This is a genomic window from Streptomyces sp. NPDC001137, from assembly GCF_040298885.1.
Classification (GTDB): Bacteria; Actinomycetota; Actinomycetes; order Streptomycetales; family Streptomycetaceae; genus Streptomyces.
The window spans coordinates 168805-195416 of the sequence record NZ_JBEPBA010000013.1; the positions used below are offsets into that span (position 1 = coordinate 168805).

A 26612-nucleotide genomic window follows, 5' to 3' on the forward strand; every position below is an offset into this window, starting at 1 on the left:
ACCGAGCGCTCGAGAACCGGGGGCGCGGGCCCCGCACACCGTGGGGATGTGCGGGACCCGCCGGGCCGGAGCCTCGGCGGTCGCGCGGGGTCAGGAGCCGCGCGGCCGCCCCGGTGGGCTCCGGGGTCTGTGAGGGCCGGTGTCAGCCGGTGCGCCGTGTCACGAACTCCGCCAGCGCCAGCAGACCGCCTGCCGCCTCCGGGTCGGGAACCGCACGGGCCAGTTCCTGCATGGCGCGGGCCATCCGGTCGGCGGCCTGGACCTGAGCCCAGTCGCGCCCGCCGGCCTGCTCCACGGCCAGAGCCGTCCGCGCGAGTTCCTCCTCGTCCCCTTTCCCGTACGGCATGTCGTACAGCTCGGCCAGTGCCGCGGCCGCCGGGGTGCCCGAGGTGAGCGCGGCGACCACCGGCAGGGACTTCTTGCGTGCCATCAGGTCCGCGCCGACCGGTTTCCCGGTGCGGTGCGGGTCGCCCCATATCCCGATGACGTCGTCGATGAGCTGGAAGGCGAGCCCGGCCTGGCGGCCGAACGCGTCCAGCGCCTCGACGTCCTCGGCGGACGCCCCCGCGTACAGCGCGCCCAGGGCACAGGCGCAGCCGAGCAGCGCGCCCGTCTTGGCCTCGGCCATGGTCAGCGCCTCGTCGAGGGTGATCTCTCCGGGCCCGCGCCGCTCCATCTCCGTGTCCGCGTGCTGGCCCGCGCACAGCTCGACCACGCAGGCCGCGAGCCGGGCCGCGGCCGGCCCGGACGCCGGGTGCGGGTCCTCGGCGAGCAGCCCGAGGGCCAGTGCCTGAAGGGCGTCCCCGGCGAGGATCGCGTCGGCGTCGCCGAACACGGTCCACGCGGTGGGCCGGTGCCGGCGGGTGGTGTCCCGGTCCATCACGTCGTCGTGCAGCAGCGTGAAGTTGTGCACCAGCTCCACCGCCGCGGCCGCCCGCCCGGCCGCCTCGCGCGCGCCGGGGCCGCCGAGGGCGGCGGCCGCGGTGAGGACGAGCGCGGGACGGATCGCCTTGCCCGCGTTGCCCGCCGCCGGAGTGCCGTCCGCGTGCTCCCAGCCGAAGTGGTAGAGCGCGATCCGGCGCATGGAGCCGGGCAACGAGTCGATGGCGGCGCGCAGTTCGGGGTCGACGCGGGACCGGGTGCGCTCCAGGATCGCGGCCGCCTCGTGCCCCTCGAGCGGCTGCGCCCCCGTGGTGCGCTGCTTCGCCTCCGTCTTGAACTCGGCCATGGGATCTCCCTCGGTCAGTCCGCGGACGGTGGCGCTTCCGCTGTGGCTGGGCGCGTACGACCGGGGTGTACCCGCCCCACGGGGCGGGGACACGGCTCCCAGGTGCAGAAACGTCACCGCCACCGGCCGATCTCGACGTTCTCCAGCACACCGAGCGCGTCCGGCACCAGAACCGCGGCCGAGTAGTACGCCGTCACCAGGTACTTGATGATCGCCTGTTCGTTGATGCCCATGAAGCGCACGGACAGGCTCGGCTCGATCTCGTCCGGGATGCCGGCCTGCTGCAGTCCGATGACGCCCTGCTCGGCCTCGCCGGTACGCATGGCGATGATCGAGCTCGTACGGGCCTCGGAGACCGGGATCTTGTTGCACGGGTAGATCGGCACACCGCGCCAGGTCGGGATGCGGTTGCCGGCCACCTCGATCGTCTCCGGGACGAGGCCGCGCTTGTTGAGCTCGCGGCCGATCGCGGAGATCGCGCGCGGGTGGGCGAGCAGCAGCTTGGTACCGCGCCGCCGGCTGAGCAGCTCGTCCAGGTCGTCGGGGCTGGGCACGCCGTCGTGCGGCTGGAGCCGCTGGTCGTACTCGCAGTTGTGCAGCAGTCCGAACTCGCGGTTGTTGACCAGCTCGTGCTCCTGGCGCTCCTTCAACGCCTCCACGGTGAGCCTGAGTTGCTGCTCGGTCTGGTTCATCGGCTGGTTGTAGAGGTCGGCCACGCGCGAGTGGATGCGCAGCACCGTCTGGGCGATGCTCAGTTCGTACTCGCGGGGCCTGGCCTCGTAGTCCACGAAGGTGTGCGGGATGTCCGGCTCGCCGCTGTGGCCGGCGGCGAGGTCGACGGCCTTCTCGCCGTACTTGTTGGTGTGCTGCTCCGGGATCGCGCGCTGCCGCTGGAGGTACTCGCGCAGGGAGTCGCTGCGCTCCGCGACCAGTTCGACGTCCTGACGGGAGAGGGTCAGCACCGTGCACGCGGTGTCCGCGCGGGCCGTGTACTCCCAGATGGCGTCCGGGTCGAGCAGCGCCGCGTCACCGAAGTAGGCGCCGTCGGCGAGCACCCCGAGGACCGCGTCGTCGCCGTACGGGCCCGTGCCGACCTTCTCGACCCTGCCGTGCGCCAGCAGATACACCTCGTCGGTCCGGCTGCCGAACGAGGCGATCAGGGAGCCCGGCGCGAACTCCTGCTGCCGGCAGCGCTGGGCGAGCTCCGCGAGCACCTCCTCGTCCTCGTACGACCGCAGCGCGGGAAGTTCACCCAGCTCCGCCGGGATGACCTCGACCCGGTCGCCGGTCTTCACGAACGTGATACGGCCGTCCCCCACTGCGTAGGTCAGTCGCCTGTTCACCCGGTACGTACCGCCCTGGACGTTCACCCATGGCAGCGTGCGCAGCAGCCAGCGCGAGCTGATCTCCTGCATCTGGGGTGCCGACTTGGTCGTCGTGGCCAGGTTCCGCGCGGCAGCGGTGCCGAGGCTCTGCTGCGGCTTGCCCTGCTCCGAACGGACCTCTTCGCCTACCGACATATGAGAATTGCCCTCCCCGCTCTCGCAGCCGGCGCCTGTGTGCGCCGCTGCGTCGATCTCCGCGGGCAAGCCTTCCATCACGGAACGTGTCTGTGCTATTACCCGAAAGAGCGGGAATGGATCACCGCCGGCTGGGCACAAATGGGGATCCTGTCCAGCAGCCGGGCGCGTACGGAATGGCCGGATCCACTCCCCCACCGCGAACACGAGGTGTGACCGCACCATCACTTTAGGTACAACCCCCTGTACAGGCGGTCGCGCCGGGCGGCCGTCGGCACGGGTAAGAAGGAGGCGGTCATGGCCTCACCCATGTCCGCGAGCAGTTTCCTCGACGACCTCAGGGCGGAGGGCCTCACCGTCGTCGAGGTGGGCGACTGGGAACATCACAACCGCAACCACAAGGGACCCTGGGGCCCGGTGCACGGCGTGATGATCCACCACACCGTCACCAGCGGCAGCGAACGCACCGTCGAGATCTGCCGTGACGGCTACGCCGGCCTGCCCGGCCCCCTCTGTCACGGCGTCATCACCAAGGACGGCACGATCCATCTGGTCGGCTACGGCCGCGCCAACCACGCGGGGCTCGGTGACGACGACGTGCTGCGTGCGGTGATCGCCGAGAAGGCGCTCCCGCCGGACAACGAGGCGAACACCGACGGCAACCGCCACTTCTACGGCTTCGAGTGCGAGAACCTCGGCGACGGCGAGGACCCCTGGCCCGCGGCCCAGCTGGACGCCATCGAGAAGGCCGCGGCGGCGGTGTGCCGGCACCACGGGTGGACGGAACGGTCGGTGATCGGCCACTTGGAGTGGCAGCCCGGGAAGGTGGATCCGCGGGGGTTCACGATGGACTGGCTGAGGGGGCGGATCCGCGAACGGCTGAAGTGACAGGGCGGCACCCCGCCGGCGCGGGCGAGCGACACCCGGCCCCTGGCAACGTCTCCGGTCACAATGGAGTCGTGATCAGCCTCGGCAACCTGCACCCCCAGCTGCCCTCACCCTTGCAGGACATCGAGGACGACCGTTTCGCCCAGCGCGGCCTCCGCCTGCTCCTCAAGCGGGACGACCTCATCCACCCCGAGCTCATCGGCAACAAGTGGCGCAAGCTGGCGCCCAATCTCGCCGCCGCGACCGGCCGCACCGTCGTCACCTTCGGCGGCGCGTACTCCAACCATCTGCGTGCGACGGCCGCCGCGGGCCGCCTCCTCGGGCTGCCGACCGTCGGCGTGGTCCGCGGCCAGGAGCTGGCCGACCGACCCCTCAACCCCTCCCTGGCGCGGTGCGCGGCCGACGGGATGCGGCTGCACTTCGTCGACAGGTCGACGTACCGCCGCAAGACCGAACCGGAGGTCCTCGCGCGCGTGCTGCGCACGGCCGGCGCGGAGGGCGCGTATGTCGTCCCGGAGGGCGGCAGCAATGCCGAAGCCGTGCGCGGCTGCCGGGCCCTCGGCGAAGAGCTGCGCGGGCGGGCGGATGTCGTCGGCATCGCGTGCGGTACCGGCGGAACGCTGGCCGGGCTGGCCGCGGGCCTGGCGCCCGGTCAGCGCGCGCTCGGCGTTCCCGTCCTCAAGGGCGGCTTCCTCTCCGCCGACATACAGGAACTCCAGGAGCGCGCTTTCGGCGGCCGGTGCGGGGAATGGGCCCTCGACGACCGCTTCCACTTCGGCGGCTACGCGCGCGTGCCCGGCGAACTCGACGCCTTCGCCGAGGACTTCGAGGAGCGTCACGGGGTGCCGGTCGAGCGTCTCTATGTCGCCAAGTTGCTGTACGGACTTGTCGCCCTCGCGCAGGAGGGCGCCTTCGCGCGCGGAACGACGGTGGCGGCCGTCGTCACCGGACGGCCCTTCCCTCAGGAGCCCTCCACCGTCTCCCGGTAGGCCGCCGCCTCCTCCAGGTCCAGCCTGCGCAGCAACGTCCGCAGCATCTCGTCGTCGATGTAGCGGCCGTCCCGCAGCCTGACGAACATCGCGCGCTCGGCGCCGATCATCTCCCGGGACAGCCGGCGGTAGGTGTCGTCGACGGATTCGCCGGTGACGGGGTTGGTCTGGCCGAGCCGTTCCCAGACGGCGTTGCGGCGGCGCTCCAGGACCTGCCGGAGACGGTCGGCGAGGGGTGGCGGGAGCGCGTTGCGCTCGTCGGTGAGGAGTTCGTCGAGGCGCTGCTCGGCGACGCGGGATGCCTGCGCCTGGGCGTTGGCCTCGGCGAGGGTCTCGGCCTGTGCGTCCCGGCCGGGGAACCGCAGCAGACGGATCACCGGCGCCAGGGTGAGGCCCTGCACCACCAGGGTCCCGATGACCGTCGTGAAGGTCAGGAAGAGGATGAGGTTGCGTTGCGGGAAGGGGCCGCCGCCGTGCACGGTGAGCGGGATCGAGAAGGCGATGGCGAGGGAGACGACGCCGCGCATCGCGGCCCAGGAGGTGACGATCGGCCCTCTCCAGGTGGGGTTGTCCTCGCGTTCCCTGATCCGCGCGGACAGCATGCGCGGCACGAACGTCCCCGGATACACCCACACGAACCGGGTCACGACGACCACCAGGAAGACGGCGACCGCGTACCAGGCGGCGTCCACGCCCTCGTACTCGCCGAGCCCCTTGAGGACCACGGGCAGCTGCAGGCCGATGAGGGCGAACACCGCCGACTCCAGGACGAACGCGACCACCTTCCACACCGCCTCCTCCTGGAGGCGGGTGGCGAAGTCGACCTCCCACGCGCGGTGCCCGAGGTAGAGGGCGACGACCACGACCGCGAGGACGCCGGAGGCGTGCACCTGCTCGGCGACGGCGTAGGCGACGAACGGGATCAGCAGGGACATGGTGTTCTGCAGCAGCGCCTCCTTGATGTGCGTGCGCAGCCAGTGGATCGGGAGCATCAGCACCAGCCCCACCACCACGCCGCCGACCGCCGCCAGCAGGAACTCGCCGATCCCGCCGATCCAGGAGGCGCCCTCCCCGACGGCGGCCGCGACGGCCACCCGGTAAGCGGTGATCGCGGTCGCGTCGTTCAGCAGGGACTCACCCTGGAGGATCGTGGTGATCCGGGAGGGCAGCCCGACCCGGCGGGCGACCGCCGCCGCGGCGACCGCGTCCGTGGGCGCCACCACCGCGCCCAGCACCAGCGCCGCGGGCAGGGGCAGTCCCGGCACGACGAGATAGGCGACCCAGCCCACGACGAAGGTCGCGAACAGCACGTAGCCCACCGACAGCAGGGCGACCGGCCGCATCGTCGCCCGCAGATCGAGGTACGAGCTCTCGACGGCCTCCTTGTGCAGCAGCGGGGGGAGCACCAGGGGCAGCACGATGTCCGGGTCGAGGGTGTAGTCCGGGACGCCTGGGACGTACGAGACGGCGAGCCCGACCGCGACGAGCAGCAGCGGGGCCGGCACCGGGGTGCGCCGGGCCACCGCGGCGATCGCGGCGCTCCCCGCCACCAGCAACAGCAGTGGCATCACGTCCATCGTTCTCGCCCGCCCTCGTTTTTCCGCGCGGTCATCCGCACGCCCGTCGTAATCTGGCAATCATGAAACAGTGCACGCACGCCGACGCGCTGCCGGATCCGGAACCCGGTCCGGTGACCGAGACATGTCCGGAGTGTCTGGCAGCGGGCACACACCCGGTACAGCTGCGGCTGTGCCTCACCTGCGGCCACGTCGGCTGCTGCGACTCCTCGCCCGGCCGGCATGCGACAGAGCACCACAAGGACTCCGGCCACCCGATCATGCGCACATTCGAGCCCGGCGAGAACTGGCGTTGGTGCTTCGTGGACCACGTTCTCGTGTGACCCTGGACAGCCGGGGGACGACCCACGATCCGGACGGTTCGACCGTCTGACGTCTGGGTACGTCAACCCGGCGCGCGTTCTTCCCAATTGGAGCCGCAGACCCCTAGACACGGAGCGTGTCCACAGTTTTACTGTGAGTGACGGCAAGGGGTCGGGGTCCCGGGGACGGGAAACTTGAGAGCGCGATAGCGTCACCGCTGAACCACACATCGCGTTATCCCGGGGGGCAACCCTCGGCCCCGAGAAGCTTGTACCACCTTGGAGGTGAGGGTGTCCCAGATCGCAGGCGAGCCCGCGACCCAGGACTTCGTGGAAGTCCGGCTGCCGGCTGCGGGTGCCTACCTGTCGGTGCTGCGTACGGCGACTGCCGGCCTCGCGGCCCGTTTGGACTTCACCCTCGACGAGATCGAGGACCTTCGCATCGCGGTGGACGAGGCCTGCGCGATCCTGCTCCAGCAGGCCGTGCCCGGCTCGGTGCTGAGCTGCGTCTTCCGGCTCGTCGACGACTCGCTCGAGGTCACCGTCTCGGCTCCGACCACGGACGGCCACGCCCCCTCGCGGGACACCTTCGCCTGGACCGTCCTGTCCGCACTCGCGGGCAAGGTCTCCTCCGCCGTGGACGAGGACAAAACCGTTTCGATCAGCCTCTACAAACAGCGCGGCGCGGGACCCGGGCCGGCGTGAGGACAGGGGACGGGCCGGTGCGTGACGAAGAGCGCGGCACACGAGAGCTGCCGGCCGAGGGCGCAGACGGGTCCCGACGCATCGGGGACTCCGTGGGCGGCGCCGACGGCATCGACGGCATCCCCGAGCAGGCCCGGCCGCATCCGGAGGACGAGGCCGACAGCGCAGCGGCGGCCGGCTTCCCGGACGACGGGCAGCGGGATCGGGAAGGTGCCGTGCAGAGCACGCCTCTGGACGGACGGAACGGGGTCACCCCGGTCCGAGCAGAGGCGAGGGCTCGGAGAAGGGCGACGGGCGGGACGATGAGCGAGCACGAGCGAAACGCCGAGGGCGAGGGGCAGGACGCGCAGAGCGTGCAGCAGGCCACGCAGCACGACGCACAGGACCGCAGCGGGGCGCGCGCGATGTTCATCGAGCTGCGCAGCCTGAAGGATGGCAGTCCGGAGTACGCGGAGCTGCGCAACAAGCTGGTCCGTATGCACCTGCCGCTCGTCGAGCATCTCGCGCGCCGCTTCCGCAACCGCGGCGAGCCGCTGGACGACCTCACACAGGTCGCCACCATCGGCCTGATCAAGTCCGTCGACCGCTTCGACCCGGAGCGCGGCGTCGAGTTCTCGACGTACGCGACCCCGACGGTCGTCGGCGAGATCAAGCGGCACTTCCGTGACAAGGGCTGGGCGGTGCGCGTGCCCCGCCGCCTGCAGGAGCTGCGCCTGGCACTCACCACGGCGACCGCGGAGCTCTCCCAGCAGCACGGCCGCTCCCCCACGGTCCACGAGCTCGCCGAGAAGCTGGCGATCTCCGAGGAGGAGGTCCTGGAGGGCCTGGAGTCCGCCAACGCGTACTCCACACTGTCCCTGGACGTCCCCGACACGGACGACGAGTCCCCGGCGGTGGCCGACACCCTGGGCGCCGAGGACGAGGCCCTGGAGGGCGTCGAGTACCGCGAGTCGCTCAAGCCGCTCCTGGAGGACCTCCCGCCCCGGGAGAAGCGGATCCTGCTGCTGCGTTTCTTCGGCAACATGACCCAGTCGCAGATCGCCCAGGAAGTCGGCATCTCACAGATGCACGTGTCCCGCCTGCTGGCCCGCACACTCGCTCAGCTGCGGGAGAAGCTCCTGGTGGAGGAGTAGGAGCCCGTCGCCCTGCGGCGACTGCGGCACGTAGGACTACCGCTTGCCGTCCTGTGCACGGCCCGGACCCTTGATCCCGAGGGCCTGGGTCGTCGCCGGATTGACCAGCAGGACCAGCGCCGCGACGGCCACGACGGCCAGCACGATGCCCGCCGGGATCGCCACGCTGTCGGCCTGGAGCAGGTTGTAGGCCACCGGCAGCGCCATGATCTGCGTGATCACCGCCGGGCCCCGGCTCCAGCTCTTCTGCTTGAGCAGCCCCCGCGCGGCCAGCAGCGGCAGCAGGGCGAGGACGACCAGGGTGATACCGCCGGTGACGGCGGACCGGCGGTCGTCCGGGGCGCCCGTGAGGCCCTCCACGAGCATCCAGACGCCTCCGACGGCCAGCGCGAACCCCTCCAGCGCGGCGAGCGCCGCGGCGTACGTCAGGCGGCGCGGACGGGGGCCGGCCTTTTCCTCGGTGGCGGGGGTCTGCTCACTGGTCACCCCTGAAGGGTAGCCCTGGGGACGTGCGCCTCCATGGCGAGCCCGTGGGACGCGGACCGCCACGGCGAGGTTGAGACACCACCCCGTGGTGATCCTCACTCCCGCACCTCTTACCTGATCCCTACCTCGACCTGTGCCCGGTACTTCCCAGTAGGTACGCTGCAACCCATGCGTGCACTTCTCGTGGCCAATCCGGCAGCAACCACCACAAGCGCACGTACGCGCGATGTCCTGATCCACGCCCTGGCGAGCGAGATGAAGCTCGAGACGGTCACCACCGAGTACCGCGGGCACGCGCGCGACCTCGGCCGGCAGGCGGCGGAGAGCGAGGACATCGACCTGGTCGTGGCGCTCGGCGGCGACGGCACGGTCAACGAGGTGGTCAACGGCCTGCTGCACGCGGGGCCCGCCCCGGAGGGCCTCCCCCGTCTCGCCGTGGTCCCCGGCGGCTCCACCAACGTCTTCGCCCGCGCCCTGGGCCTGCCCAACGACGCCGTCGAGGCGACCGGTGCACTGCTGGACGCCCTGCGCGAGGGCAGCGAACGTACGGTCGGCATGGGCCTGGCCGAAGGCACGCCGGGCACCGAGGACGAGGCGGTGCCCTCCCGCTGGTTCACCTTCTGCGCGGGGCTCGGCTTCGACGCGGGCGTGGTGGGGCGGGTCGAGCAGCAGCGCGAGCAGGGCCGGAAATCCACCCACGCCCTGTATCTGCGACAGGTCGCACGCCAGTTCCTGCAGGAACCCAACCGGCGGCACGGGTCGATCACTCTGGAGCGGCCCGGCGAGGAGCCGGTGACCGATCTGGTCCTGTCGATAATCTGCAACACCTCGCCGTGGACGTATCTGGGCAATCGTCCGGTGTACGCGGCACCTAAGGCCTCGTTCGATACCGGGCTCGACCTGCTGGGTCTCAGCCGTATGTCCACGCTCTCGGCTGCCCGGTATGCCACGCAGTTGCTCACTTCGTCCCCCGAGCGCGGCCCCCACGGCAAGAACGTCGTCTCCCTGCACGACCTGGACCGGTTCACCTTGCATTCGAAGGTGCCCCTCCCCCTCCAGATGGACGGCGACCACCTGGGGCTGCGTACGAGCGTGACGTTCACAGGCGTACGCCGTGCACTGCGTGTGATTGTGTGAGCAGAAAGGGCTGAAGTCCTTTCACTCGAACGTTTAGGCCAGGATCCACCCCATGGAAGTACGGCTGTGACCTAGTCGACACCGAGGAATCAAAAAAAACTTTCCGGAAGGGGTTGTATCCGCCGCTGAGGTTTGCGAGTCTCTACGTGGCGATCGGGACGGCCCGCAACACCGGCCTCCACAGATCACCGGAACCCCTCTTCAAATCACAGGACCTCGCCAGGGAACCTGGCGCTCGGCCCTTCACTTGTTGAGGGATTCGTGAAAGCGTTCACATTCACAAGCAACCTGCATGTAATACCAAGGAGAGGTAGCAGCCATGGACTGGCGTCACAACGCCGTTTGCCGCGAGGAAGACCCCGAGCTCTTCTTCCCCATCGGCAACACCGGTCCTGCGCTGCTGCAGATCGAGGAAGCCAAGGCCGTCTGCCGCCGCTGCCCCGTCATGGAGCAGTGCCTGCAGTGGGCGCTCGAGTCCGGCCAGGACTCCGGCGTCTGGGGTGGTCTCAGCGAGGACGAGCGTCGCGCCATGAAGCGCCGTGCCGCCCGCAACCGGGCCCGTCAGGCCTCCGCCTGACAACCCGCCCCGCAACAGCCTGAGCTTGGCGGCGCGTACAGCGAGTACGCATCTCCCGCCCCCGAGCCGCAGCGCGCAGTACCCCCGATGCGCAGCACAAGCTGGCAACGAGCATTTCAGCCCCGGACCTGGGAACGGTCCGGGGCTTCTTGCTGTCCACGGATGTCCGCCGTACGGGGCTACTTGTTGGCCCGCACCGGAACGTCCAGGATCACCCGGGTCCCCCGCTCCGGTGCCGGGACCATGTCGAACGTGCCGCCCAACTCCCCCTCCACCAGGGTCCGTACGATCTGCAGACCCAGGTTGCCGGCGGTGTGCGGGTCGAAGCCCTCGGGCAGACCGACGCCGTCGTCCTGGACGGTGACCAGCAGGCGGGCCTCCTTTGTCGTGCCGCCGCGGACCGCGGAGACCTCGACCGTGCCGGTGTCACCCTCGCGGAAGCCGTGTTCGAGAGCGTTCTGCAGGATTTCCGTCAGGACCATGGAGAGCGGGGTGGCCACTTCGGCGTCCAGGATGCCGAAGCGGCCGCTGCGCCGGCCGGTGACCTTGCCCGGCGAGATCTCGGCGACCATGGCCAGCACCCGGTCGGCGATCTCGTCGAACTCCACACGCTCGTCCAGGTTCTGGGAGAGCGTCTCGTGCACGATCGCGATCGATCCCACGCGGCGGACGGCCTCCTCCAGGGCCTCCCGGCCACGGTCGGACTCGATGCGCCGGGCCTGCAGGCGCAGCAGGGCCGCGACCGTCTGGAGGTTGTTCTTCACCCGGTGGTGGATCTCCCGGATGGTCGCGTCCTTGGTGATCAACTCGCGCTCGCGGCGGCGCAGTTCGGTGACGTCACGGAGCAGGACCAGCGAACCGATACGGGTGCCCTTGGGCTTGAGCGGGATCGCGCGGAACTGGATGACCCCGTCCCTGGCCTCGATCTCGAACTCGCGGGGCGCCCAGCCGCTGGCCACCTTGGAGAGCGCCTCGTCCACCGGCCCGCGGGTCGGGGCGAGTTCGGCGGTGGTCTTGCCGAGGTGCTGGCCGACGAGATCGGAGGCGAGGCCCATGCGGTGGTAGGCCGACAGCGCGTTCGGGGAGGCGTACTGGACGAGGCCGTCCGCGTCGAGGCGGATCAGTCCGTCGCCGACGCGCGGCGCGGCATCCATGTCCATCTGCTGGTTCGCGAACGGGAAGGAGCCGGCCGCGATCATCTGCGCCAGGTCCGAGGCGCTCTGCAGATACGTCAGCTCGAGGCGGCTCGGGGTGCGTACGGTCAGGAGGTTGGTGTTGCGCGCGATGACACCGAGGACGCGACCGTCCCGTCGTACGGGGATCGACTCGACCCGGACGGGGACCTCCTCGCGCCACTCGGGGTCGCCCTCGCGCACGATCCGGCCCTCGTCCAGCGCCGCGTCCAGCATGGGCCGGCGGCCGCGTGGGACGAGGTGGCCGACCATGTCGTCCTGGTAGGAGGTGGGGCCGGTGTTGGGGCGCATCTGGGCGACGGAGACATAGCGCGTGCCGTCGCGGGTGGGGACCCACAGGACCAGGTCGGCGAAGGAGAGGTCGGACAGCAGCTGCCACTCCGAGACCAGCAGATGGAGCCACTCGAGGTCGGAGTCGTCGAGGGCGGTGTGCTGGCGGACCAGTTCGTTCATGGAGGGCACGTGTGTGAGCGTACCTGGGGGTATGTGCAGGTCCTAAATACGACCGGAGGTCCGTACGGGCCCTGGAAACACCCGCGGGCCGCGGCGCCTGGGAGGGACCCTCAACCCTCCCGGCACCGCAGCCCGGAGCAATATCGGCCGCGGGGTGTGCGGTCCCGGATGGCCGAAGGATGAGGAGCCGGGGCAGTCAGGGCAGAGAGCTCCGGATCCTCCGTCCGTCTTCCTGTGCGGGGAAGACGGAAGCTCGTGCGTACACGCTCTTTACGCATTGTGGACTAGACCACTACCTGTGTCCATGCGTTGGAGCCTGTTTGTTGTTGTCAGTTCTGCGGCTGCTACGACTGGTCGAACGCCCTGGCGTTCACCACGCAGCCTAACCCGTGTGGGTTCATGTGCGGGGCCAGATGGACATGGCAATTTCCGCGAGCGCCTCCAGCTCCTCACGGCTCGCGCCGTCCCGCGCCTGCTGGGACATGCCCTGGATGATGGCGCCGGTGTGCCGGGCGAGTGCGGCGGCATCGGTGCCGGGCGGCAGCTCCCCCGATGCGATGTCGGCCCTCAGACGACTCTCGAGGGCGGCGATGTTGGCATTGCGCCGCTCGCGCAGTGACGCCTCGACCTCGGGGCTCGTGCAGTTCGTGGCCGCGTGGATGATGAGGCAGCCGTGGGGTCGGCCGGGGGCCGTGTACTCGGCGGCGGCCTCCCGCAGCATCCGCTCCACGGCCGCGCGGGCGGTGGGCTCCTCGGCAAGGGCCCGGTCGGCGAAGGAGCCGTAGCGGGCGCCGTACACGGTCACGACCTCGTCGAACAGCGCACGCTTGTCACCGAAGGCCGCGTACAGGCTCGGCGCACCGATGCCCATGACGCGGGTCAGGTCTGAGACGGAGGTCGCCTCGTATCCGTGCTCCCAGAAGGCCATGACCGCCTTCTCCAGCGCGGTCTCGCGGTCGAAGGAGCGAGGGCGGCCGCGGGGCTTGGATGCGGCCTGCGTCTTTGCCTTCGTGTCCTCACTGCCCACCATGGAGTGAATTGTATAGGGGGCGCTAGAGAAATGTCGGCGGGCTGCTGTACGGTCTTTTTGTAGCGACCGCTAGATATTGCGTGAGAGGGGCGCCGACATGGGTGTGCTTGCTGGCAGGACCGCACTCGTCACGGGGGCGAGCAGGGGGATCGGGCGCGGAATCGCCGAGCGGCTGGGGCGCGAGGGGGCTCGGGTCGCGGTCCATTACGGGAGGAACGAGGCGGCGGCGAAGGCGACAGTGGCCGCGATCGAGGCGGCGGGCGGCTCGGCGTTCGCGATCGGGGTGGAGCTGGGACTGCCGGGGGACGTGGACGCCCTGTGGGCGGAGTTCGACCGGCATGCGGACGGGCTGGACATCCTGGTGAACAACGCGGGGATCGGGAAGTCGCGGCCGATCGAGGAGATGGACGAGGAGGAGTACGACAAGCTCTTCGCGGTGAACGTGAAGGCGCCGTTCTTCCTCGTCCAACAGGGCGCGGCGCGCCTGCGGGACGGGGGCCGGGTCGTCAACATCTCGTCGGGGCTGGCCAGGAGCGCCGCGATGCCGCACAACATGGCGTACTCGATGACCAAGGGCGCGCTGGACGTTCTCTCGCGCGACCTGTCCAAGGTGCTGGGGCCCCGGGGCATCACCGTGAACTCGGTGGCGCCGGGACTCATAGACACGGACAACACGTACGAGGTTCTGCACGGCAGCCCGGGCGCGTGGGAGTGGGGGGCGGGGCTCTCCGCGCTGGGCCGGGTCGGCGAGCCGGCCGACGTCGCCGACGTGGTGGCGTTCCTGGCCTCGGACGCCGGCCGGTGGGTGACGGGAAGCTGGGTGGACGCGACGGGGGGTTCGCTGACGTAAGGGTTCCTACGAGGCCGGTGGCGGCCGCCCGCGGACAGGACTCGGCCGGCGGCCGTCCACAGGCTCAGTGGGTCTCGGTCACCTTCGCCAGCGCGCGCGGGGCGTCCGGGTCCTGGCCGCGGGCGATGGTGATCTCGTGGGCCAGCAGCTGGAGCGGGATGATCTCCAGGATCGGCTGGACCTCCTCGGCCACGCCCTCGGTGGGCAGGACGAAGCCGGCGGACGCCTGCTCGACCTGGTTGCCGGGTCCGAGGACGAACAGGTCGGCACCACGGCCGCGCAACCGGTCGAGGACGGGCTGGAGGGCCTCGCCACCCTTGCCGTCGGTGACGACCGCGATGACCGGGGAGACGTTGTCGACCATGGCGAGGGGGCCGTGCAGGAGGTCGGCGCCGGAGTAGGAGAGGGCGGGGATGTAGCTGGTCTCCATGAGCTTGAGGGCGGCTTCCTTGGCCGTGGGGTAGCCGTAGCCGCGAGAGGTGATCACCATGCGTTCGGCGAAGCGGTAGCGGGCGGCGAGGGCGCGGACCTCGTCCTGCCGGGCCAGCAACTGCTGGGCGAGGTCCGGCAGTACCTTCGCGGGGGCGCCGTCGCCGCCGCGCAGGCCTTCGACGAAGAGGTAGAGAGCGAGGAGGGAGGCCGTATAGGTCTTGGTCGCGGGGAGGGCCTTCTCCGGCCCGGCCATGATGTCGACGTGGTACTCGGAGACGCCGGCCAGCGGTGAGCCGGGGTTGTTGGTCACGGCGAGGGTGATCGCGCCCGCCTCGCGGGCGGCGCGGGTGGAGGCCACCAGGTCCGGGGAGCCGCCGGACTGGCTGACGGTGACGACGAGGACGTCGGTGAGGTCCGGGCGCGCGCCGTACGCGGTGGTGGTGGACATCGAGGTCAGGCCGCAGGGCAGGCCGAGGCGGATCTCCAGGAGGTACTTGGCGTAGAGGGCGGCATTGTCGGAGGTGCCGCGGGCGGTCAGCAGGACGAAGCGGGGTTTGCGGGCGGCGATCTCCTGGGCCACCTGCCGGATGCCGGGGGCGCCCTCCTCCAGGATGCGGCGCAGCACGGCGGGCTGCTCGGCCATCTCACGGGCCATGATCCGGCCCGGGACGTCGGTCCGGGGGTCCGGTGTCGCGGCGGTCATGGTGGGCTCCTTGCGGGTCGGTTGCGGAGTGCTGCGGGGTGCTGCGCGGGGCGGCGCCGCCCCCATTCCACTCCCCCACGGCGAATGGCGCCTGTCCTCCGCATGGAAAGACGATGACCCCGCTCGACCTGGGCCACAAGGGGCGGCTCTGTTAGATTGGTCTAAACCACACAGCCCGTTCCGGGTGCCGGTTGAGCCCCCCTCTCCAGACCGTTTCTTCAGATCGGCAGGCCAGCGTGGAAGTTGTCATAGTTCCGGACGCCAAGTCGGGCGGCGAGCTCATCGCCGAGGCCATGGCGCAGCTTCTGAGGCGCAAGCCGGCGGCGCTGCTCGGTGTGGCCACCGGCTCCACCCCGCTGCCCGTCTACGAGGCGCTCGCGGCCAAGGTGCGCTCCGGTGCCGTGGACACCTCGCGGGCGCGGATCGCGCAGCTCGACGAGTATGTGGGGCTGCCGGCCGAGCATCCGGAGTCGTATCGCTCGGTGCTCGGGCGCGAGGTGCTGGAGCCGCTCGGGATCGGGATGGACGCGTTCATGGGTCCCGACGGGACGGCCGAGGACGTGCAGTTGGCGTGCGCCGCGTACGACAGGGCGCTGGCCGAGGCCGGCGGGGTGGATCTGCAGTTGCTCGGGATCGGGACCGACGGGCACATCGGGTTCAATGAGCCGTGCTCCTCGCTGGCCTCGCGGACCCGGATCAAGACGCTGACCGAGCAGACCCGGGTGGACAATGCGCGGTTCTTCGACGGGGACATCGAGCAGGTGCCGCATCACGTGATCACTCAGGGGATCGGGACGATCCTGGAGGCACGGCATCTGGTGCTGCTCGCCACCGGCGAGGGGAAGGCCGACGCGGTCGCCGCCACTGTCGAGGGGCCGGTGGCCGCGGTGTGTCCTGCTTCGGCATTGCAGTTGCATCCGCATGCGACGGTTGTCGTCGATGAGGGGGCGGCTTCCAAGCTGAAGTTCGCGGACTACTTCCGGCACACGTTTGCCAACAAGCCCGACTGGCAGGGGATTTAGGGCGGTTTCGTCTGCCGGGATCTGTGATCTTCGGGCTGCGGGTCGTGGTGGGTTGCTCGCGCCCACGCGGCGGAGCCGCACATCAATACAGCCCCGCGCCCCTGAAAACGTGCAGGCGCCGATCCCTTGAAAGGACCGGCGCCTGACTCGTCGTAGTCGCTACACCCCCGCAATGACCTCCGCCGCCGCCCTGCCGCACACCCGGGCCGCGCCGTGCGTGGCGATGTGGAGGGCGCCTCGGGGGGTGGCCTGGGGGAGGCCCATCTCGACCACGATCGTGTCGGGGCGGGCCGACAGCAGGGTGTCGAGGGCGGATGTCATCCAGGGGTGGCGGTGTTCGTCGCGGACCACGGCCACGATGCGGCGGGAGCCGGCCGCGGCCAGGGCGGTGCGGGCCGCGTCCTCGCCGGCGAAGGTGCCCGTCTCCGTGCCGGGCAGGAGGCGGAAGAGTTCCGCCGCGACGCCCCAGGGGGTCTCGTCGCCGACCGCGATGTTGGCGACGGGGGTGAGGGCGGCGACGTAGGGCGGTTCGGTCAGCGGGGTGAAGGGCTCCGCCGCGGTCGTCCTCAGGGCGCGGCGGGCTGCGCGGAGGCCCACTTCGGTGTCGGGGGTGCGTTCCGTGTCCGCGGCCGCCGCGGCGGCGGTCCAGCGGGCCAGCGCCCGGACCCGTTCCGCCGCGTCCGCCAGGCGTTCCTCGGGGAGTTCGCCGGCGCGGACCGCGGAGACGAGGGCGTCGCGCAGGCGCCGTACCGTCTCGTCGTCGGCGAGGCCGCCGCCCACGCAGATCGCGTCGGCGCCGGCGGCCACGGCGAGGACGCTGCCGCGCTCGATGCCGTACGTACCGGCGATGGCCTGCATCTCCATGCCGTCGGTGACGATGAGGCCGTCGTAGCCGAGTTCACCGCGGAGCAACTCCGTGAGCGCGTGCGGCGAGAGGGTCGCCGGCCGGTCCGGGTCCAGGGCGGGGATCAGGATGTGCGCGCTCATCACCGCGCGGGTGCCGGCCGCGATCGCCGCGCGGAAGGGGGTCAGTTCGCGGTTCTGGAGCACCGATGTGTCCACGTCGATGCGCGGGAGTGCGTGATGGGAGTCGACGGCGGTGTCGCCGTGGCCCGGGAAGTGCTTGGTGCAGGCGGCGACCCCGGCGGACTGCAGGCCGGTGACATAGGCAGCCGTGTGCCGGGCGACCAGGTCGGTGTCGGCGCCGAAGGAGCGGACGCCGATCACGGGGTTGGACGGGTTGGAGTTCACGTCGGCCGAGGGAGCCCAGTTGAGGTTGACGCCGCAGGCTGCGAGGCGGCGGCCGAGTTCCGTGGCCACCTGCCGCGTCAGCTCCACGTCGTCCACCGCGCCCAGCGCGTTGTTGCCGGGGAAGGAGGAGCCGGTGCGGACCTCGAGCCGGGTGACGTCGCCGCCCTCCTCGTCGATGGCGACGAGGACGTCGTCGCGTTCGGCGCGCAACTGGGCGGTGAGGGCCGCGAGTTGTTCGGGGGAAGCGATGTTGCGGCCGAAGAGGCCCACGGAGGCGAGTCCTTCACCGAGGCGGCGCAGCAGCCAGTCGGGGGCCGTCGTTCCCGTGAAGCCGGGCTGGAGGACGGTGAGGGCGTCGCGCGTCAGGGTGTCTGTGCCGCTGGCGATTGTCGTCATCGGGTGGCGTTATCCCTTCACTGCGCCGGCGGTCAGGCCCGCGGCCATCTTGCGCTGGACGAGGAGGAACAGGGCGACGATCGGCACGGCCATCATCGTGGCTCCGGCCATCATCGGGGCGTATTCGGTGCCGTGCTTGGTGGTGAAGTTGCCGAGCCAGACGGTCGCGGTCTGGTGCTCCTGGCTGAGCAGCATCAGGGCGTAGAGGTATTCGTTCCAGGCCTGGATGAAGCCGTAGACGGAGGTCGCGACCATGCCGGGGGCCAGGAGCGGGAAGACGACCCGGATGAAGGCGCCCGTGCGGCTGCAACCGTCGACCATCGCCGCCTCTTCCAGCTCCTTCGGGATGTTGACGATGAAGCCGCGCAGCGTCCACACGGTGAAGGGGAGGATGAAGGTCAGATACGTGATGATCAGGCCCGAGAGCTTGTCGTACTGCTCCAGGTCGTTGAGGAGCAGGAAGATCGGGATGATCATGGCGACCAGCGGGACCATCTGGACCGCGAGGATGCCGACGATCACGATCTTGCGGCCGCGGAAGGCGAACCGGGAGATGGCGAGCGCCGCCAGCAGGCCGACGACGATGCCGATCGCCACCACCGAGAGGGACACGATCAGGCTGCGGCCGACCGGGCCCCAGAAGTCCGCGATGGCCAGCGCCCGGCGGAAGTTGTCGAGGGTGAAACCGGTCGGGAACAGGCTCGGGTCGGGGTCGATGGTGTCCTTGGCCGGCTTGATGGCCGTGTTGAGCATCCAGTAGACGGGGAAGCCGGCGGTGAGGAAGACCAGGAGGCCGAGGAGGTTCCAGCCGGCCTTGGTCTTCCGGGGCCGGCCGTCCGTGGTCGCGGGCCGCCCGGTGGTGATCGCGCTCATTCGACCTCTCCGATCTTCAGCATCTGGCGCATGTACACGGCGACCACGCCGAGCAGCAGCACCACGGTGATCAGGGCGATCGCGGAGCCCTGCGCATAGTCGTTGACCACGAAGGCACGGTCGTACGAGTAGGTGGTCAGGAGCTGAAACTCCTGCTCGGGATGGCCGTTTCGCATCACGAAGACCTGCGGGAAGACGCCCATGTCCCAGATGACCGACAGGGTCGTGAGCATCACGATGATCGGCTTGAGGACGGGCAGGGTGACGTAACGGAAGACGCCCCAGGAGCCGGCGCCGTCGAGGCGGGCCGCCTCCTCCAGTTCGGCGGGGACCTGGGTGAGGCCGGCGCTGAGGGTGATGACGACGAAGGGAACGGCTCCCCAGACCACCAGGAGCATGATCACGGCCAGGCCCTGCGGGCCGCTGGCGAACCAGTTGTGGCCGATCATCTCGACGCCGGGGACCTTGCTGAGCAGGGCGTTGAGGATGCCGTAGTCGGCGTCGAACAGCCACTTGAAGACGGTGGTGGCGACGATGATCGGCATGCCCCAGCTGGCCACCAGCACGATGTTGACCAGCGTCTTCATCCAGCCGGAGACCCGCTGCAGCAGCAGGGCGATCAGCATGCCCAGCACCATCGTGAAAACGACGGAACCGGCCGCGAAGACGATCGTGCGCAGCACGACCTGCCAGAACTCGCCGTCGCCCAGCACCCCGGTGAAGTTGTCGAACCCGACCCACTCGGCCGGCTGGAAGCCCCACAGCTGGGACTGGCCGAACTTCTGGAAGGACAGGGTGACCAGGCGGACCAGCGGATAGCCGAGTACCAGGCCCAGGATCAGCAGACAGGGGGCGAGCAGCACCCAGGGGGTGGTCGCGCCGCTCGAAGTCCGGGCTCTGCGTGGGTTCCCCGCGACCGGCGGCGGTGGCGGCGCCTGCCGCGGCGGCGGCACCTTGGCAGGGGTGGTCGTGTCTGCGGCACTCATCGCGCGCTCCTCAGCGGTCCCTCAGGTCGTACGGAGAGCGGGGTTCCGCCCGGGCGGAACCCCGCTTGCAGGTCACTTGGTGTTGATGACCTTGTCGATCGCGGCGTCCGCGTCCTTGGCGGCGGCCTCGACCGACTTCTTGCCGGTGCCGATGGTCTGCAGCATGGTCTGCAGGATCTGCGCCTTCTCGACCTGGCCCCAGCCGGGTGCCATCGGGACGAACCAGTTGGACTCGGCCGCGGTGGCCGGGACCGCCGTCGCGGGGTCGTTCTTCAGGGTCGCGAGGTCGGTCTTGTTGTTGGGCAGGTTGCCCTTGGCCATCAGGCCCTTCTGGCCGGAGGGGCCGGTGAACGCGTTGATCCACTCGGCGGCGACGGCCTGCGCCTTGGACTTGACCGGGACGGCGAGGTCGGAACCGCCCAGGAAGACCGGGAGGTTCTTGCCGGACGGGCCGGGGACCACGAAGTTCTCGAGGTTGTCCTTGAGCTTGCCGGTCTTGTCGTTCTTCGGGTCGGCGGCGGTCGCGCCCTCCCAGGCGGCACCGAAGATCATGCCGGACTTGCCCTGGCCGTAGACGATGTAACGGTCGGACTCGTCCTTGGTCTTGTCGCCGTGCATGTACTTGTCGATGACGTTCTTGAACTCGGTGAGGCCCTTGACCGACTCGGGCGAGGAGAGGTTGGCCTTCCACTGGCCGCCCTCCTCCTTGGCGATGGAGCCACCGGCGTCGTAGACGAAGGACATGGCCGCGTACCAGTCACGGGTGGGCTGGTACCAGGCGGAGAACTTGTCCCCCTCCTTCTTCTGCACCTTGTCGAGGTCGGCGGTGAGCTCGGCGTACGTCTTCGGCGTGGACTTGACGCCCGCCGCGGCGAAGACGTCCTTGCGCCAGTTGCCGACCCGGCCGCCCGCGTAGTACGGCACGCCGTAGGTCTTGCCGCCGTACGTCACCGAGGCCTTGAGGCCGTCCAGCCAGGCGGCGGAGTTGCTGAACTTCGCCGGGTCCAGGGGGGCGAAGGCGCCCTTGACCATGTAGCCCAGCATCTCGGTGTTGCCCATCTCGACCACGTCGGGGGCCTTGTCGGTGGCGAGGACCGCGTCCAGCTTGGTGTTCTTGTCCGGCCAGCCGTAGTACTCGTGGTTGATCTTGATACCGGGGTGCTTCTTCTGGACGGCCGCGTCGGCGGCCTTCACCAGGTTCGGCCAGTTGTTCTGGGCGTCGACGGTGAGCCAGACAGTCAGCTCCTTGGCGTCCGCGCCGCTGTTGGAAGAACCCTTGCCGTCGTTGCTGCCACACGCCGCGATGGAGACCATCATGCCCGCGATACCGATCGCGGCTATGAGCTTGCGCTTCACGCCACCCTCCTCAGGGATGCCCACACCTCCCCGCTCATGCGCCGGGACCTGAACCAATGGTGTAGACCAGTACCGGGAGCTTGGACCAGACCAGGAAGCCTGTCAAGAGTGCTCGAAACGGCTCTGACCAGCTGTTATGCGAGCTACATATACAGGAACCTTTAAGTAAGAAGGCAGCGAAATCAGCGGTGCCGGAGTACTCTCGTCCGCTAGACCACTGGGCCCTCCGTGGACTAGACCAAAAGAGCTGGCGACGGTATACAGAAGGGATCACGAAGTGACCCGCATCCGGAGCCGGGAAGGCAGAGCATGAGCAGCGACGTCAGCAGTGCGGAGACCGACGGCGGGGCAGGTGTCCGTACCGCTCGCGTGCCCAAGTACTACCGCCTGAAGAAACACCTGCTCGACATGACGGAGACACAGTCCCCCGGCACTCCGGTACCGCCCGAGCGCACCCTCGCCGCCGAGTTCGACACCTCGCGCACGACGGTGCGGCAGGCGCTGCAGGAGCTGGTCGTCGAGGGCCGCCTCGAACGCATCCAGGGCAAGGGCACCTTCGTGGCCAAGCCGAAGGTGTCCCAGGCGCTGCAACTCACCTCGTACACCGAGGACATGCGCGCCCAGGGCCTGGAGCCCACCTCGCAGCTGCTGGACATCGGCTACATCACCGCCGACGACCGCCTCGCCGAGCTCCTCGACATCACGGCCGGCGGCCGGGTGCTCCGTATCGAACGCCTCCGCATGGCCAACGCCGAGCCGATGGCCATCGAGACGACCCACCTGAGCGCGAAGCGCTTCCCGGCGCTGCGCCGCTCACTGGTCAAGTACACGTCCCTCTACACGGCGTTGGCCGAGGTCTACGACGTCCATCTCGCCGAGGCCGAGGAGACCATCGAGACCTCACTGGCCACCCCGCGCGAGGCGGGCCTGCTCGGCACGGACGTGGGCCTGCCGATGCTGATGCTCTCCCGCCACTCGTACGACAAGACGGGCGAGCCGGTGGAGTGGGTGCGGTCGGTGTACCGGGGGGACCGCTACAAGTTCGTGGCCCGGCTGAAGCGCCCTCAGGACTGAGTCGCCGTAGTACTGCACGCGGTGTAGCGCCGGCGCGACTCCTGTTCTACGGTCCTCCCGACTCCGTCTGGACGGGAGGACCGCCTCGTGCGTACCGCGAACGTCCGCTCCATCGTCATCTGGACCCTCGTCGCCCTGGTCGGAGCGGCGGGCTGGTCCGTGCTCGCGCTCTCCCGGGGCGAGAACGTCTCCGCCGCCTGGATGGTCGCCGCCGCCCTCGGCACCTACGCGATCGCCTACCGCTTCTACGCGAAGTTCATCGCGTACAAGGTGCTCAAGGTCGACGGCACCCGGGCCACCCCGGCCGAACGCCTCGACAACGGCATCGACTTCCACCCCACCGACCGCCGCGTCCTGCTCGGCCACCACTTCGCGGCGATCGCCGGCGCCGGGCCCCTGGTCGGTCCGGTGCTTGCCGCGCAGATGGGCTATCTGCCCGGCACGATCTGGATCATCGCCGGCGTGGTCTTCGCGGGCGCGGTCCAGGACATGGTGGTGCTGTTCTTCTCCACGCGCCGCGACGGGCGGTCGCTCGGCCAGATGGCCCGCGAGGAGATCGGCCCCTTCGGCGGTGCCGCCGCGCTGATCGCGGCCTTCGCCATCATGATCATCCTGCTCGGGGTGCTGGCGCTGGTCATCGTCAACGCGCTCGCCTCCTCGCCGTGGGGCACCTTCTCCATCGCGATGACCATCCCGATCGCCTTGCTGATGGGCTTCTATCTGCGGGTACTTCGCCCCGGCCGGGTCGCCGAGGTGTCCCTGATCGGGGTGGCGCTGCTGCTGCTCGCGCTGGTCGCGGGCCGCTGGGTCGCCGAGTCGTCCTGGGCCGGCACGTTCACCCTCGCGCCCTCGACCCTGGTCGTCTGGCTGGTGGCGTACGGCTTCATCGCCTCGATCCTGCCGGTGTGGATGCTGCTCGCGCCCCGCGACTACCTGTCCACCTTCATGAAGATCGGCACGATCGCGCTGCTCGCGCTGGGCGTGGTCATCGCGCTGCCGACGCTGAAGATGGACGCGGTGACGGACTTCGCCTCGCGCGGCGACGGCCCGGTCTTCGCCGGGTCCCTGTTCCCCTTCGTCTTCATCACCATCGCCTGCGGCGCCCTGTCGGGCTTCCACTCGCTGATCTCCTCCGGTACGACGCCGAAGATGATCCAGAAGGAGACGCAGGTCCGGATGATCGGCTACGGCTCCATGCTGATGGAGTCGTCGGTCGCGATCATGGCGCTGGTGGCGGCGAGCATCATCGACCCGGGGCTGTACTTCGCGATGAACGCACCGTCCGGCGCTATCGGCACCACCGTGCAGAACGCCTCCCAGGTGGTGACCGGTTGGGGCTATCACATCTCACCGGCCGACCTCGCCCAGGCGGCGAAGAACGTCGAGGAGTCCAGCCTGCTCTCCCGCACCGGCGGCGCGCCCACGCTCGCCATCGGTGTCTCGGAGATCTTCTCCAAGGTCACCGGCGGGAGCCTCAGGGCCTTCTGGTACCACTTCGCGATCATGTTCGAGGCGCTGTTCATCCTGACCGCGCTGGACGCCGGTACGCGGGTGGGCCGGTTCATGCTGCAGGACATGCTGGGCAACGTCGTCCGGCCGTTCAGGAACGTGAGCTGGAAGCCGGGCCTGGTCCTCACCAGCGCGGCCGTGTGCGCGCTGTGGGGGTACTTCCTGTGGGTGGGCGTGCACGAGCCCCTCGGCGGCATCAACCAGCTGTTCCCGATCTTCGGCATCTCCAACCAGCTGCTGGCCGCGGTCGCGCTGGCGGTCTGCACGACCCTGCTGGTGAAGTCGGGGCGCCTCAAGTGGGCCTGGATCACCGGGATTCCGCTGGCCTGGGACGCGACCGTGACCTTGACGGCCAGCTACCAGAAGGTGTTCTCCAGCGACCCCAAGGTCGGGTTCTTCAAGCAGCGGTCCGTGTTCCAGGACGCGATCGACGCCGGGAAGGTGCTGCCGCCCGCCAAGAACATGGACGACATGCACACCGTGGTCACCAACTCGACGGTGGACGGCGTCCTTTCGGCGGTTCTGGCCGTCCTGATCGTCGTGGTGATCGCGGACGCCCTGCGGGTCTGCGTCCGGCACATCCGCCGGCCGGCGCTCTCCTCGCTGAGCGAGTCGCCGTACGTCGAGTCGAGGATCACCGCCCCGGCGGGGCTGATCGCGACCCGGGAGGAGAAGGAGGAGGAGCGCCGTGCTGCCGTCGGTACTGCTGCGCCGGGCGATTAGGGGGGTGCGCTGGTACGTGCGGGAGCTGACGGACGAGTCGGCGTACGACCGTTATGTCGCGCATCTGCGCAAGACCCTTCCGGGCGCGCGGGTGCCGTCCCGGCGTGAGTTCGAGCGGATGCGGACGGACCGTCAGGAGGCGGATCCTCGGCAGGGTTTCCGCTGCTGCTGACAGCGATGTCGCACCGATGTCGGACCTTCACGGAATCGACATACCGATATGCGGACGAGGTCTTCCGCACCCGTAACAGCGTGACCTAGATTGCCTGCGCGTTACACAGGTGATCAGTGAGGGGACGGAGTCGCGGTATGTCTGAAACGCCAGAAGTGAGACCCCCGGTGGTGACACCGGTCCGCGTCGTCATCGCCATCTGCCTCGTCGCGCCCTTCGTGGCGATGCTGTGGGTCGGCTCCTACGCCAAGACCGACCCTGCGCTCGGTGGCATCCCGTTCTTCTACTGGTACCAGATGCTGTGGGTACTGATCTCCACGGCGCTGACCATGACCGCGTACAAGCTGTGGCAGCGCGACCAGCGGGCACGCCGGGGAGGCAGCAAGTGAAGACCGGCGTGAACGGCGTCGCGCTCGGCGTCTTCATCTTCTTCTTCCTGGCCGTCACGGTCATGGGCTTCCTGGCCGCGCGCTGGCGCAAGGCCGAGAACGAGCAGAGCCTCGACGAATGGGGCCTGGGCGGACGGTCGTTCGGCACCTGGATCACCTGGTTCCTGCTCGGCGGCGACCTGTACACGGCGTACACCTTCGTCGCCGTACCCGCGGCGATCTACGCGGCGGGCGCGGCCGGCTTCTTCGCCGTGCCCTACACGATCCTGGTGTACCCCCTGATCTTCACGTTCCTGCCCCGGCTGTGGTCGGTCTCGCACCGGCACGGGTACGTGACCACCTCGGACTTCGTGCGCGGCCGCTTCGGCTCGAAGGGGCTGTCGCTGGCGGTGGCCGTGACCGGCATCCTGGCGACGATGCCGTACATCGCGCTGCAGCTGGTGGGCATCCAGGCCGTCCTCGACGTGATGGGCGTCGGCGGCAGCGCGAACTCCAACTGGTTCGTGAAGGACCTGCCGTTGCTGATCGCCTTCGGTGTGCTGGCGGCCTACACGTACTCCTCGGGCCTGCGCGCCCCCGCGCTGATCGCGTTCGTCAAGGACGCGCTGATCTACATCGTCATCGCCGTCGCGATCATCTACATCCCGATCAAGCTGGGCGGGTTCGACGAGATCTTCTCCAAGGCGGGCGGGAAGTACGCGGCGGCCGGCGCGGGCGGACTCGTCCCGGCCGCGGCGAACCAGTGGACGTACGCCACGCTGGCGCTGGGCTCCGCGCTCGCGCTGTTCATGTACCCGCACTCGATCACCGCGACGCTGTCCTCGAAGAGCCGTGACGTGATCCGCCGCAACACCACCATCCTTCCGCTGTACTCGCTGATGCTGGGCCTGCTCGCGCTGCTCGGTTTCATGGCGATCGCGGCCGGGGTCAAGGTCACCAACGGTCAGCTGGCCATTCCGCAGCTGTTCGAGAACATGTTCCCGAGCTGGTTCGCGGGCGTGGCGTTCGCCGCGATCGGCATCGGCGCGCTCGTCCCCGCGGCGATCATGTCCATCGCGGCCGCGAACCTCTTCACCCGCAACATCTACAAGGACTTCATCAAGCCCGACGCGACGGCGGAGCAGGAGACCAAGGTCTCCAAGATCGTCTCGCTGCTGGTGAAGGTGGGTGCCCTGGTCTTCGTCCTGACGATGGACAAGACGGTCGCGATCAACTTCCAGCTGCTGGGCGGCATCTGGATCCTGCAGACCTTCCCGGCCCTGGTCGGCGGCCTGTTCACGCGCTGGTTCCACCGCTGGGCGCTGCTCGCGGGCTGGGCGGTCGGCATGGTCTACGGCACGCTGGCCGCCTACGGTGTCGCCTCCCCGACCAACCCGGGCCAGAAGCACTTCGGCGGCTCCAACGCGAACATCCCGGGCCTCGGCGAGATGGGCTACATCGGCCTGACGGCGTTCGTCCTGAACGCGGTGGTCGCGGTGGTGCTCACCTTCGTCCTGAAGGCCCTGAAGGCCCCCGAGGGCGTCGACGAGACGAAGCCGGGGGACTACACGGCGGACGCGGGCGACCCGGGCGTCCAGGTGGAGCTGCCCCCGGCGACTGCGGGCGCGTCCCACTAGCGGTTACGGCGATCGGCGGGCCGTCGGAGAAATCCGGCGGCC

25 protein-coding genes are annotated in these 26612 nt (G+C 69.7%); 14 read left to right on the forward strand and 11 right to left on the reverse strand.

Annotated features, from left to right (window positions below):
* Positions 1 to 142: 142 nt before the first annotated feature.
* Both ABT254_RS25835 and ABT254_RS25840 read right to left on the reverse strand, forming a co-directional pair.
* The gene (locus tag ABT254_RS25835) at positions 143 to 1228 is read right to left on the reverse strand and encodes a family 2 encapsulin nanocompartment cargo protein polyprenyl transferase (RefSeq protein ID WP_351474496.1); all 1086 of its coding nucleotides are present in this window, start codon (positions 1226 to 1228) and stop codon (positions 143 to 145) included.
* A gap of 113 nt (positions 1229 to 1341) precedes the next feature.
* Entirely contained in the window at positions 1342 to 2748 is a 1407-nt protein-coding gene (locus tag ABT254_RS25840) for a family 2B encapsulin nanocompartment shell protein (RefSeq protein ID WP_351474499.1), read from the reverse strand.
* Between the two features lie 297 nt (positions 2749 to 3045).
* Here ABT254_RS25840 and ABT254_RS25845 point away from each other — a divergent pair, with 297 nt between their 5' ends.
* A complete protein-coding gene (locus tag ABT254_RS25845) occupies positions 3046 to 3636 on the forward strand; it encodes an N-acetylmuramoyl-L-alanine amidase (RefSeq protein WP_351474502.1) in 591 nt (196 codons plus the stop codon).
* A gap of 71 nt (positions 3637 to 3707) precedes the next feature.
* Positions 3708 to 4625 (forward strand): 1-aminocyclopropane-1-carboxylate deaminase/D-cysteine desulfhydrase, encoded by a 918-nt coding sequence (locus ABT254_RS25850; protein WP_351474505.1) that lies wholly within the window; start codon positions 3708 to 3710, stop codon positions 4623 to 4625.
* Here ABT254_RS25850 and ABT254_RS25855 read toward each other — a convergent pair.
* The gene (locus tag ABT254_RS25855; protein WP_351474508.1) at positions 4598 to 6202 is read right to left on the reverse strand and encodes a Na+/H+ antiporter; all 1605 of its coding nucleotides are present in this window, start codon (positions 6200 to 6202) and stop codon (positions 4598 to 4600) included. The genes ABT254_RS25850 and ABT254_RS25855 overlap by 28 nt on opposite strands.
* Before the next feature lie 62 nt (positions 6203 to 6264).
* On the opposite strand from ABT254_RS25855, the gene ABT254_RS25860 reads away from it, so the two are divergent.
* From ABT254_RS25860 to ABT254_RS25870, 3 genes are all read left to right on the forward strand, one after another.
* Complete coding sequence (locus ABT254_RS25860) at positions 6265 to 6525, forward strand: UBP-type zinc finger domain-containing protein (protein ID WP_344405347.1); 261 nt, start codon at positions 6265 to 6267, stop codon at positions 6523 to 6525.
* A gap of 270 nt (positions 6526 to 6795) precedes the next feature.
* Complete coding sequence (locus ABT254_RS25865; RefSeq protein ID WP_004925829.1) at positions 6796 to 7209, forward strand: ATP-binding protein; 414 nt, start codon at positions 6796 to 6798, stop codon at positions 7207 to 7209.
* A complete protein-coding gene (locus tag ABT254_RS25870) occupies positions 7206 to 8342 on the forward strand; it encodes an RNA polymerase sigma factor SigF (protein WP_502972039.1) in 1137 nt (378 codons plus the stop codon). The genes ABT254_RS25865 and ABT254_RS25870 overlap by 4 nt, the downstream gene beginning before the upstream one ends.
* Positions 8343 to 8378: 36 nt before the next feature.
* Here the strand turns inward: ABT254_RS25870 and ABT254_RS25875 are convergent, their stop codons facing one another.
* On the reverse strand, positions 8379 to 8828 hold the full coding sequence (locus ABT254_RS25875) for a hypothetical protein (RefSeq protein WP_351474514.1): 450 nt from the start codon (positions 8826 to 8828) through the stop codon (positions 8379 to 8381).
* Positions 8829 to 8996: 168 nt separating this feature from the next.
* Here ABT254_RS25875 and ABT254_RS25880 point away from each other — a divergent pair, with 168 nt between their 5' ends.
* Together ABT254_RS25880 and ABT254_RS25885 are read left to right on the forward strand one after the other, a co-directional pair.
* Positions 8997 to 9965 (forward strand): diacylglycerol/lipid kinase family protein, encoded by a 969-nt coding sequence (locus ABT254_RS25880; protein ID WP_351474517.1) that lies wholly within the window; start codon positions 8997 to 8999, stop codon positions 9963 to 9965.
* A 319-nt stretch (positions 9966 to 10284) separates the two neighbouring features.
* The gene (locus ABT254_RS25885) at positions 10285 to 10542 is read left to right on the forward strand and encodes a WhiB family transcriptional regulator (protein WP_016639615.1); all 258 of its coding nucleotides are present in this window, start codon (positions 10285 to 10287) and stop codon (positions 10540 to 10542) included.
* Between the two features lie 179 nt (positions 10543 to 10721).
* On the opposite strand, the gene ABT254_RS25890 is transcribed toward ABT254_RS25885, so the two are convergent.
* A complete protein-coding gene (locus ABT254_RS25890) occupies positions 10722 to 12188 on the reverse strand; it encodes a sensor histidine kinase (protein ID WP_351474686.1) in 1467 nt (488 codons plus the stop codon).
* A gap of 397 nt (positions 12189 to 12585) precedes the next feature.
* A complete protein-coding gene (locus tag ABT254_RS25895) occupies positions 12586 to 13218 on the reverse strand; it encodes a TetR/AcrR family transcriptional regulator (protein ID WP_351474519.1) in 633 nt (210 codons plus the stop codon).
* A gap of 97 nt (positions 13219 to 13315) precedes the next feature.
* Between ABT254_RS25895 and ABT254_RS25900 the strand changes: the two genes are divergently transcribed.
* The gene (locus tag ABT254_RS25900) at positions 13316 to 14068 is read left to right on the forward strand and encodes an SDR family oxidoreductase (RefSeq protein ID WP_351474522.1); all 753 of its coding nucleotides are present in this window, start codon (positions 13316 to 13318) and stop codon (positions 14066 to 14068) included.
* A gap of 64 nt (positions 14069 to 14132) precedes the next feature.
* On the opposite strand, the gene ABT254_RS25905 is transcribed toward ABT254_RS25900, so the two are convergent.
* Positions 14133 to 15203: an SIS domain-containing protein gene (locus ABT254_RS25905; RefSeq protein WP_351474524.1), complete on the reverse strand. Its 1071-nt coding sequence runs from the start codon at positions 15201 to 15203 to the stop codon at positions 14133 to 14135.
* Positions 15204 to 15439: 236 nt separating this feature from the next.
* Between ABT254_RS25905 and nagB the strand changes: the two genes are divergently transcribed.
* Positions 15440 to 16225 carry a glucosamine-6-phosphate deaminase gene (gene nagB / locus ABT254_RS25910; RefSeq protein ID WP_351474689.1) on the forward strand — a complete coding sequence of 262 codons (786 nt, stop codon included), beginning with the start codon at positions 15440 to 15442 and terminating at the stop codon, positions 16223 to 16225.
* Positions 16226 to 16384: 159 nt separating this feature from the next.
* On the opposite strand, the gene ABT254_RS25915 is transcribed toward nagB, so the two are convergent.
* From ABT254_RS25915 to ABT254_RS25930, 4 genes are all read right to left on the reverse strand, one after another.
* Positions 16385 to 17872 carry a glycoside hydrolase family 3 protein gene (locus tag ABT254_RS25915; protein ID WP_351474527.1) on the reverse strand — a complete coding sequence of 496 codons (1488 nt, stop codon included), beginning with the start codon at positions 17870 to 17872 and terminating at the stop codon, positions 16385 to 16387.
* A gap of 9 nt (positions 17873 to 17881) precedes the next feature.
* Positions 17882 to 18745 (reverse strand): carbohydrate ABC transporter permease, encoded by an 864-nt coding sequence (locus ABT254_RS25920; RefSeq protein ID WP_351474530.1) that lies wholly within the window; start codon positions 18743 to 18745, stop codon positions 17882 to 17884.
* Positions 18742 to 19731: a carbohydrate ABC transporter permease gene (locus ABT254_RS25925; protein ID WP_351474533.1), complete on the reverse strand. Its 990-nt coding sequence runs from the start codon at positions 19729 to 19731 to the stop codon at positions 18742 to 18744. Before ABT254_RS25925 ends, ABT254_RS25920 begins: the two co-directional genes overlap by 4 nt.
* A 72-nt stretch (positions 19732 to 19803) precedes the next feature.
* The gene (locus ABT254_RS25930) at positions 19804 to 21087 is read right to left on the reverse strand and encodes an extracellular solute-binding protein (protein ID WP_351474535.1); all 1284 of its coding nucleotides are present in this window, start codon (positions 21085 to 21087) and stop codon (positions 19804 to 19806) included.
* A gap of 309 nt (positions 21088 to 21396) precedes the next feature.
* Between ABT254_RS25930 and ABT254_RS25935 the strand changes: the two genes are divergently transcribed.
* The 5 genes from ABT254_RS25935 to mctP all read left to right on the forward strand — a co-directional run bounded on the left by ABT254_RS25935 (position 21397) and on the right by mctP (position 26570).
* Positions 21397 to 22161: a GntR family transcriptional regulator gene (locus ABT254_RS25935; RefSeq protein WP_351474538.1), complete on the forward strand. Its 765-nt coding sequence runs from the start codon at positions 21397 to 21399 to the stop codon at positions 22159 to 22161.
* Between the two features lie 87 nt (positions 22162 to 22248).
* On the forward strand, positions 22249 to 24393 hold the full coding sequence (locus ABT254_RS25940) for a carbon starvation CstA family protein (RefSeq protein WP_351474540.1): 2145 nt from the start codon (positions 22249 to 22251) through the stop codon (positions 24391 to 24393).
* The gene (locus tag ABT254_RS25945) at positions 24359 to 24565 is read left to right on the forward strand and encodes a YbdD/YjiX family protein (protein WP_351474543.1); all 207 of its coding nucleotides are present in this window, start codon (positions 24359 to 24361) and stop codon (positions 24563 to 24565) included. The genes ABT254_RS25940 and ABT254_RS25945 overlap by 35 nt, the downstream gene beginning before the upstream one ends.
* Positions 24566 to 24702: 137 nt before the next feature.
* On the forward strand, positions 24703 to 24954 hold the full coding sequence (locus ABT254_RS25950; RefSeq protein WP_351474546.1) for a DUF3311 domain-containing protein: 252 nt from the start codon (positions 24703 to 24705) through the stop codon (positions 24952 to 24954).
* Positions 24951 to 26570, forward strand: coding sequence for a monocarboxylate uptake permease MctP (mctP, locus tag ABT254_RS25955; protein WP_351474549.1), 1620 nt, complete (start codon positions 24951 to 24953; stop codon positions 26568 to 26570). The genes ABT254_RS25950 and mctP overlap by 4 nt, the downstream gene beginning before the upstream one ends.
* Positions 26571 to 26612 lie beyond the last annotated feature (42 nt).

Coding starts and splice junctions, on each gene's coding strand:
- ABT254_RS25835 (WP_351474496.1), bottom strand. CDS start 1,228: ATGGCCGAGTTCAAGACGGAGGCGAAGCAGCGCACCACGGGGGCGCAG.
- ABT254_RS25840 (WP_351474499.1), bottom strand. CDS start 2,748: ATGTCGGTAGGCGAAGAGGTCCGTTCGGAGCAGGGCAAGCCGCAGCAG.
- ABT254_RS25845 (WP_351474502.1), top strand. CDS start 3,046: ATGGCCTCACCCATGTCCGCGAGCAGTTTCCTCGACGACCTCAGGGCG.
- ABT254_RS25855 (WP_351474508.1), bottom strand. CDS start 6,202: ATGGACGTGATGCCACTGCTGTTGCTGGTGGCGGGGAGCGCCGCGATC.
- ABT254_RS25860 (WP_344405347.1), top strand. CDS start 6,265: ATGAAACAGTGCACGCACGCCGACGCGCTGCCGGATCCGGAACCCGGT.
- ABT254_RS25880 (WP_351474517.1), top strand. CDS start 8,997: ATGCGTGCACTTCTCGTGGCCAATCCGGCAGCAACCACCACAAGCGCA.
- ABT254_RS25885 (WP_016639615.1), top strand. CDS start 10,285: ATGGACTGGCGTCACAACGCCGTTTGCCGCGAGGAAGACCCCGAGCTC.
- ABT254_RS25890 (WP_351474686.1), bottom strand. CDS start 12,188: ATGAACGAACTGGTCCGCCAGCACACCGCCCTCGACGACTCCGACCTC.
- ABT254_RS25895 (WP_351474519.1), bottom strand. CDS start 13,218: ATGGTGGGCAGTGAGGACACGAAGGCAAAGACGCAGGCCGCATCCAAG.
- ABT254_RS25900 (WP_351474522.1), top strand. CDS start 13,316: ATGGGTGTGCTTGCTGGCAGGACCGCACTCGTCACGGGGGCGAGCAGG.
- ABT254_RS25905 (WP_351474524.1), bottom strand. CDS start 15,203: ATGACCGCCGCGACACCGGACCCCCGGACCGACGTCCCGGGCCGGATC.
- ABT254_RS25915 (WP_351474527.1), bottom strand. CDS start 17,872: ATGACGACAATCGCCAGCGGCACAGACACCCTGACGCGCGACGCCCTC.
- ABT254_RS25920 (WP_351474530.1), bottom strand. CDS start 18,745: ATGAGCGCGATCACCACCGGGCGGCCCGCGACCACGGACGGCCGGCCC.
- ABT254_RS25925 (WP_351474533.1), bottom strand. CDS start 19,731: ATGAGTGCCGCAGACACGACCACCCCTGCCAAGGTGCCGCCGCCGCGG.
- ABT254_RS25935 (WP_351474538.1), top strand. CDS start 21,397: ATGAGCAGCGACGTCAGCAGTGCGGAGACCGACGGCGGGGCAGGTGTC.
- ABT254_RS25950 (WP_351474546.1), top strand. CDS start 24,703: ATGTCTGAAACGCCAGAAGTGAGACCCCCGGTGGTGACACCGGTCCGC.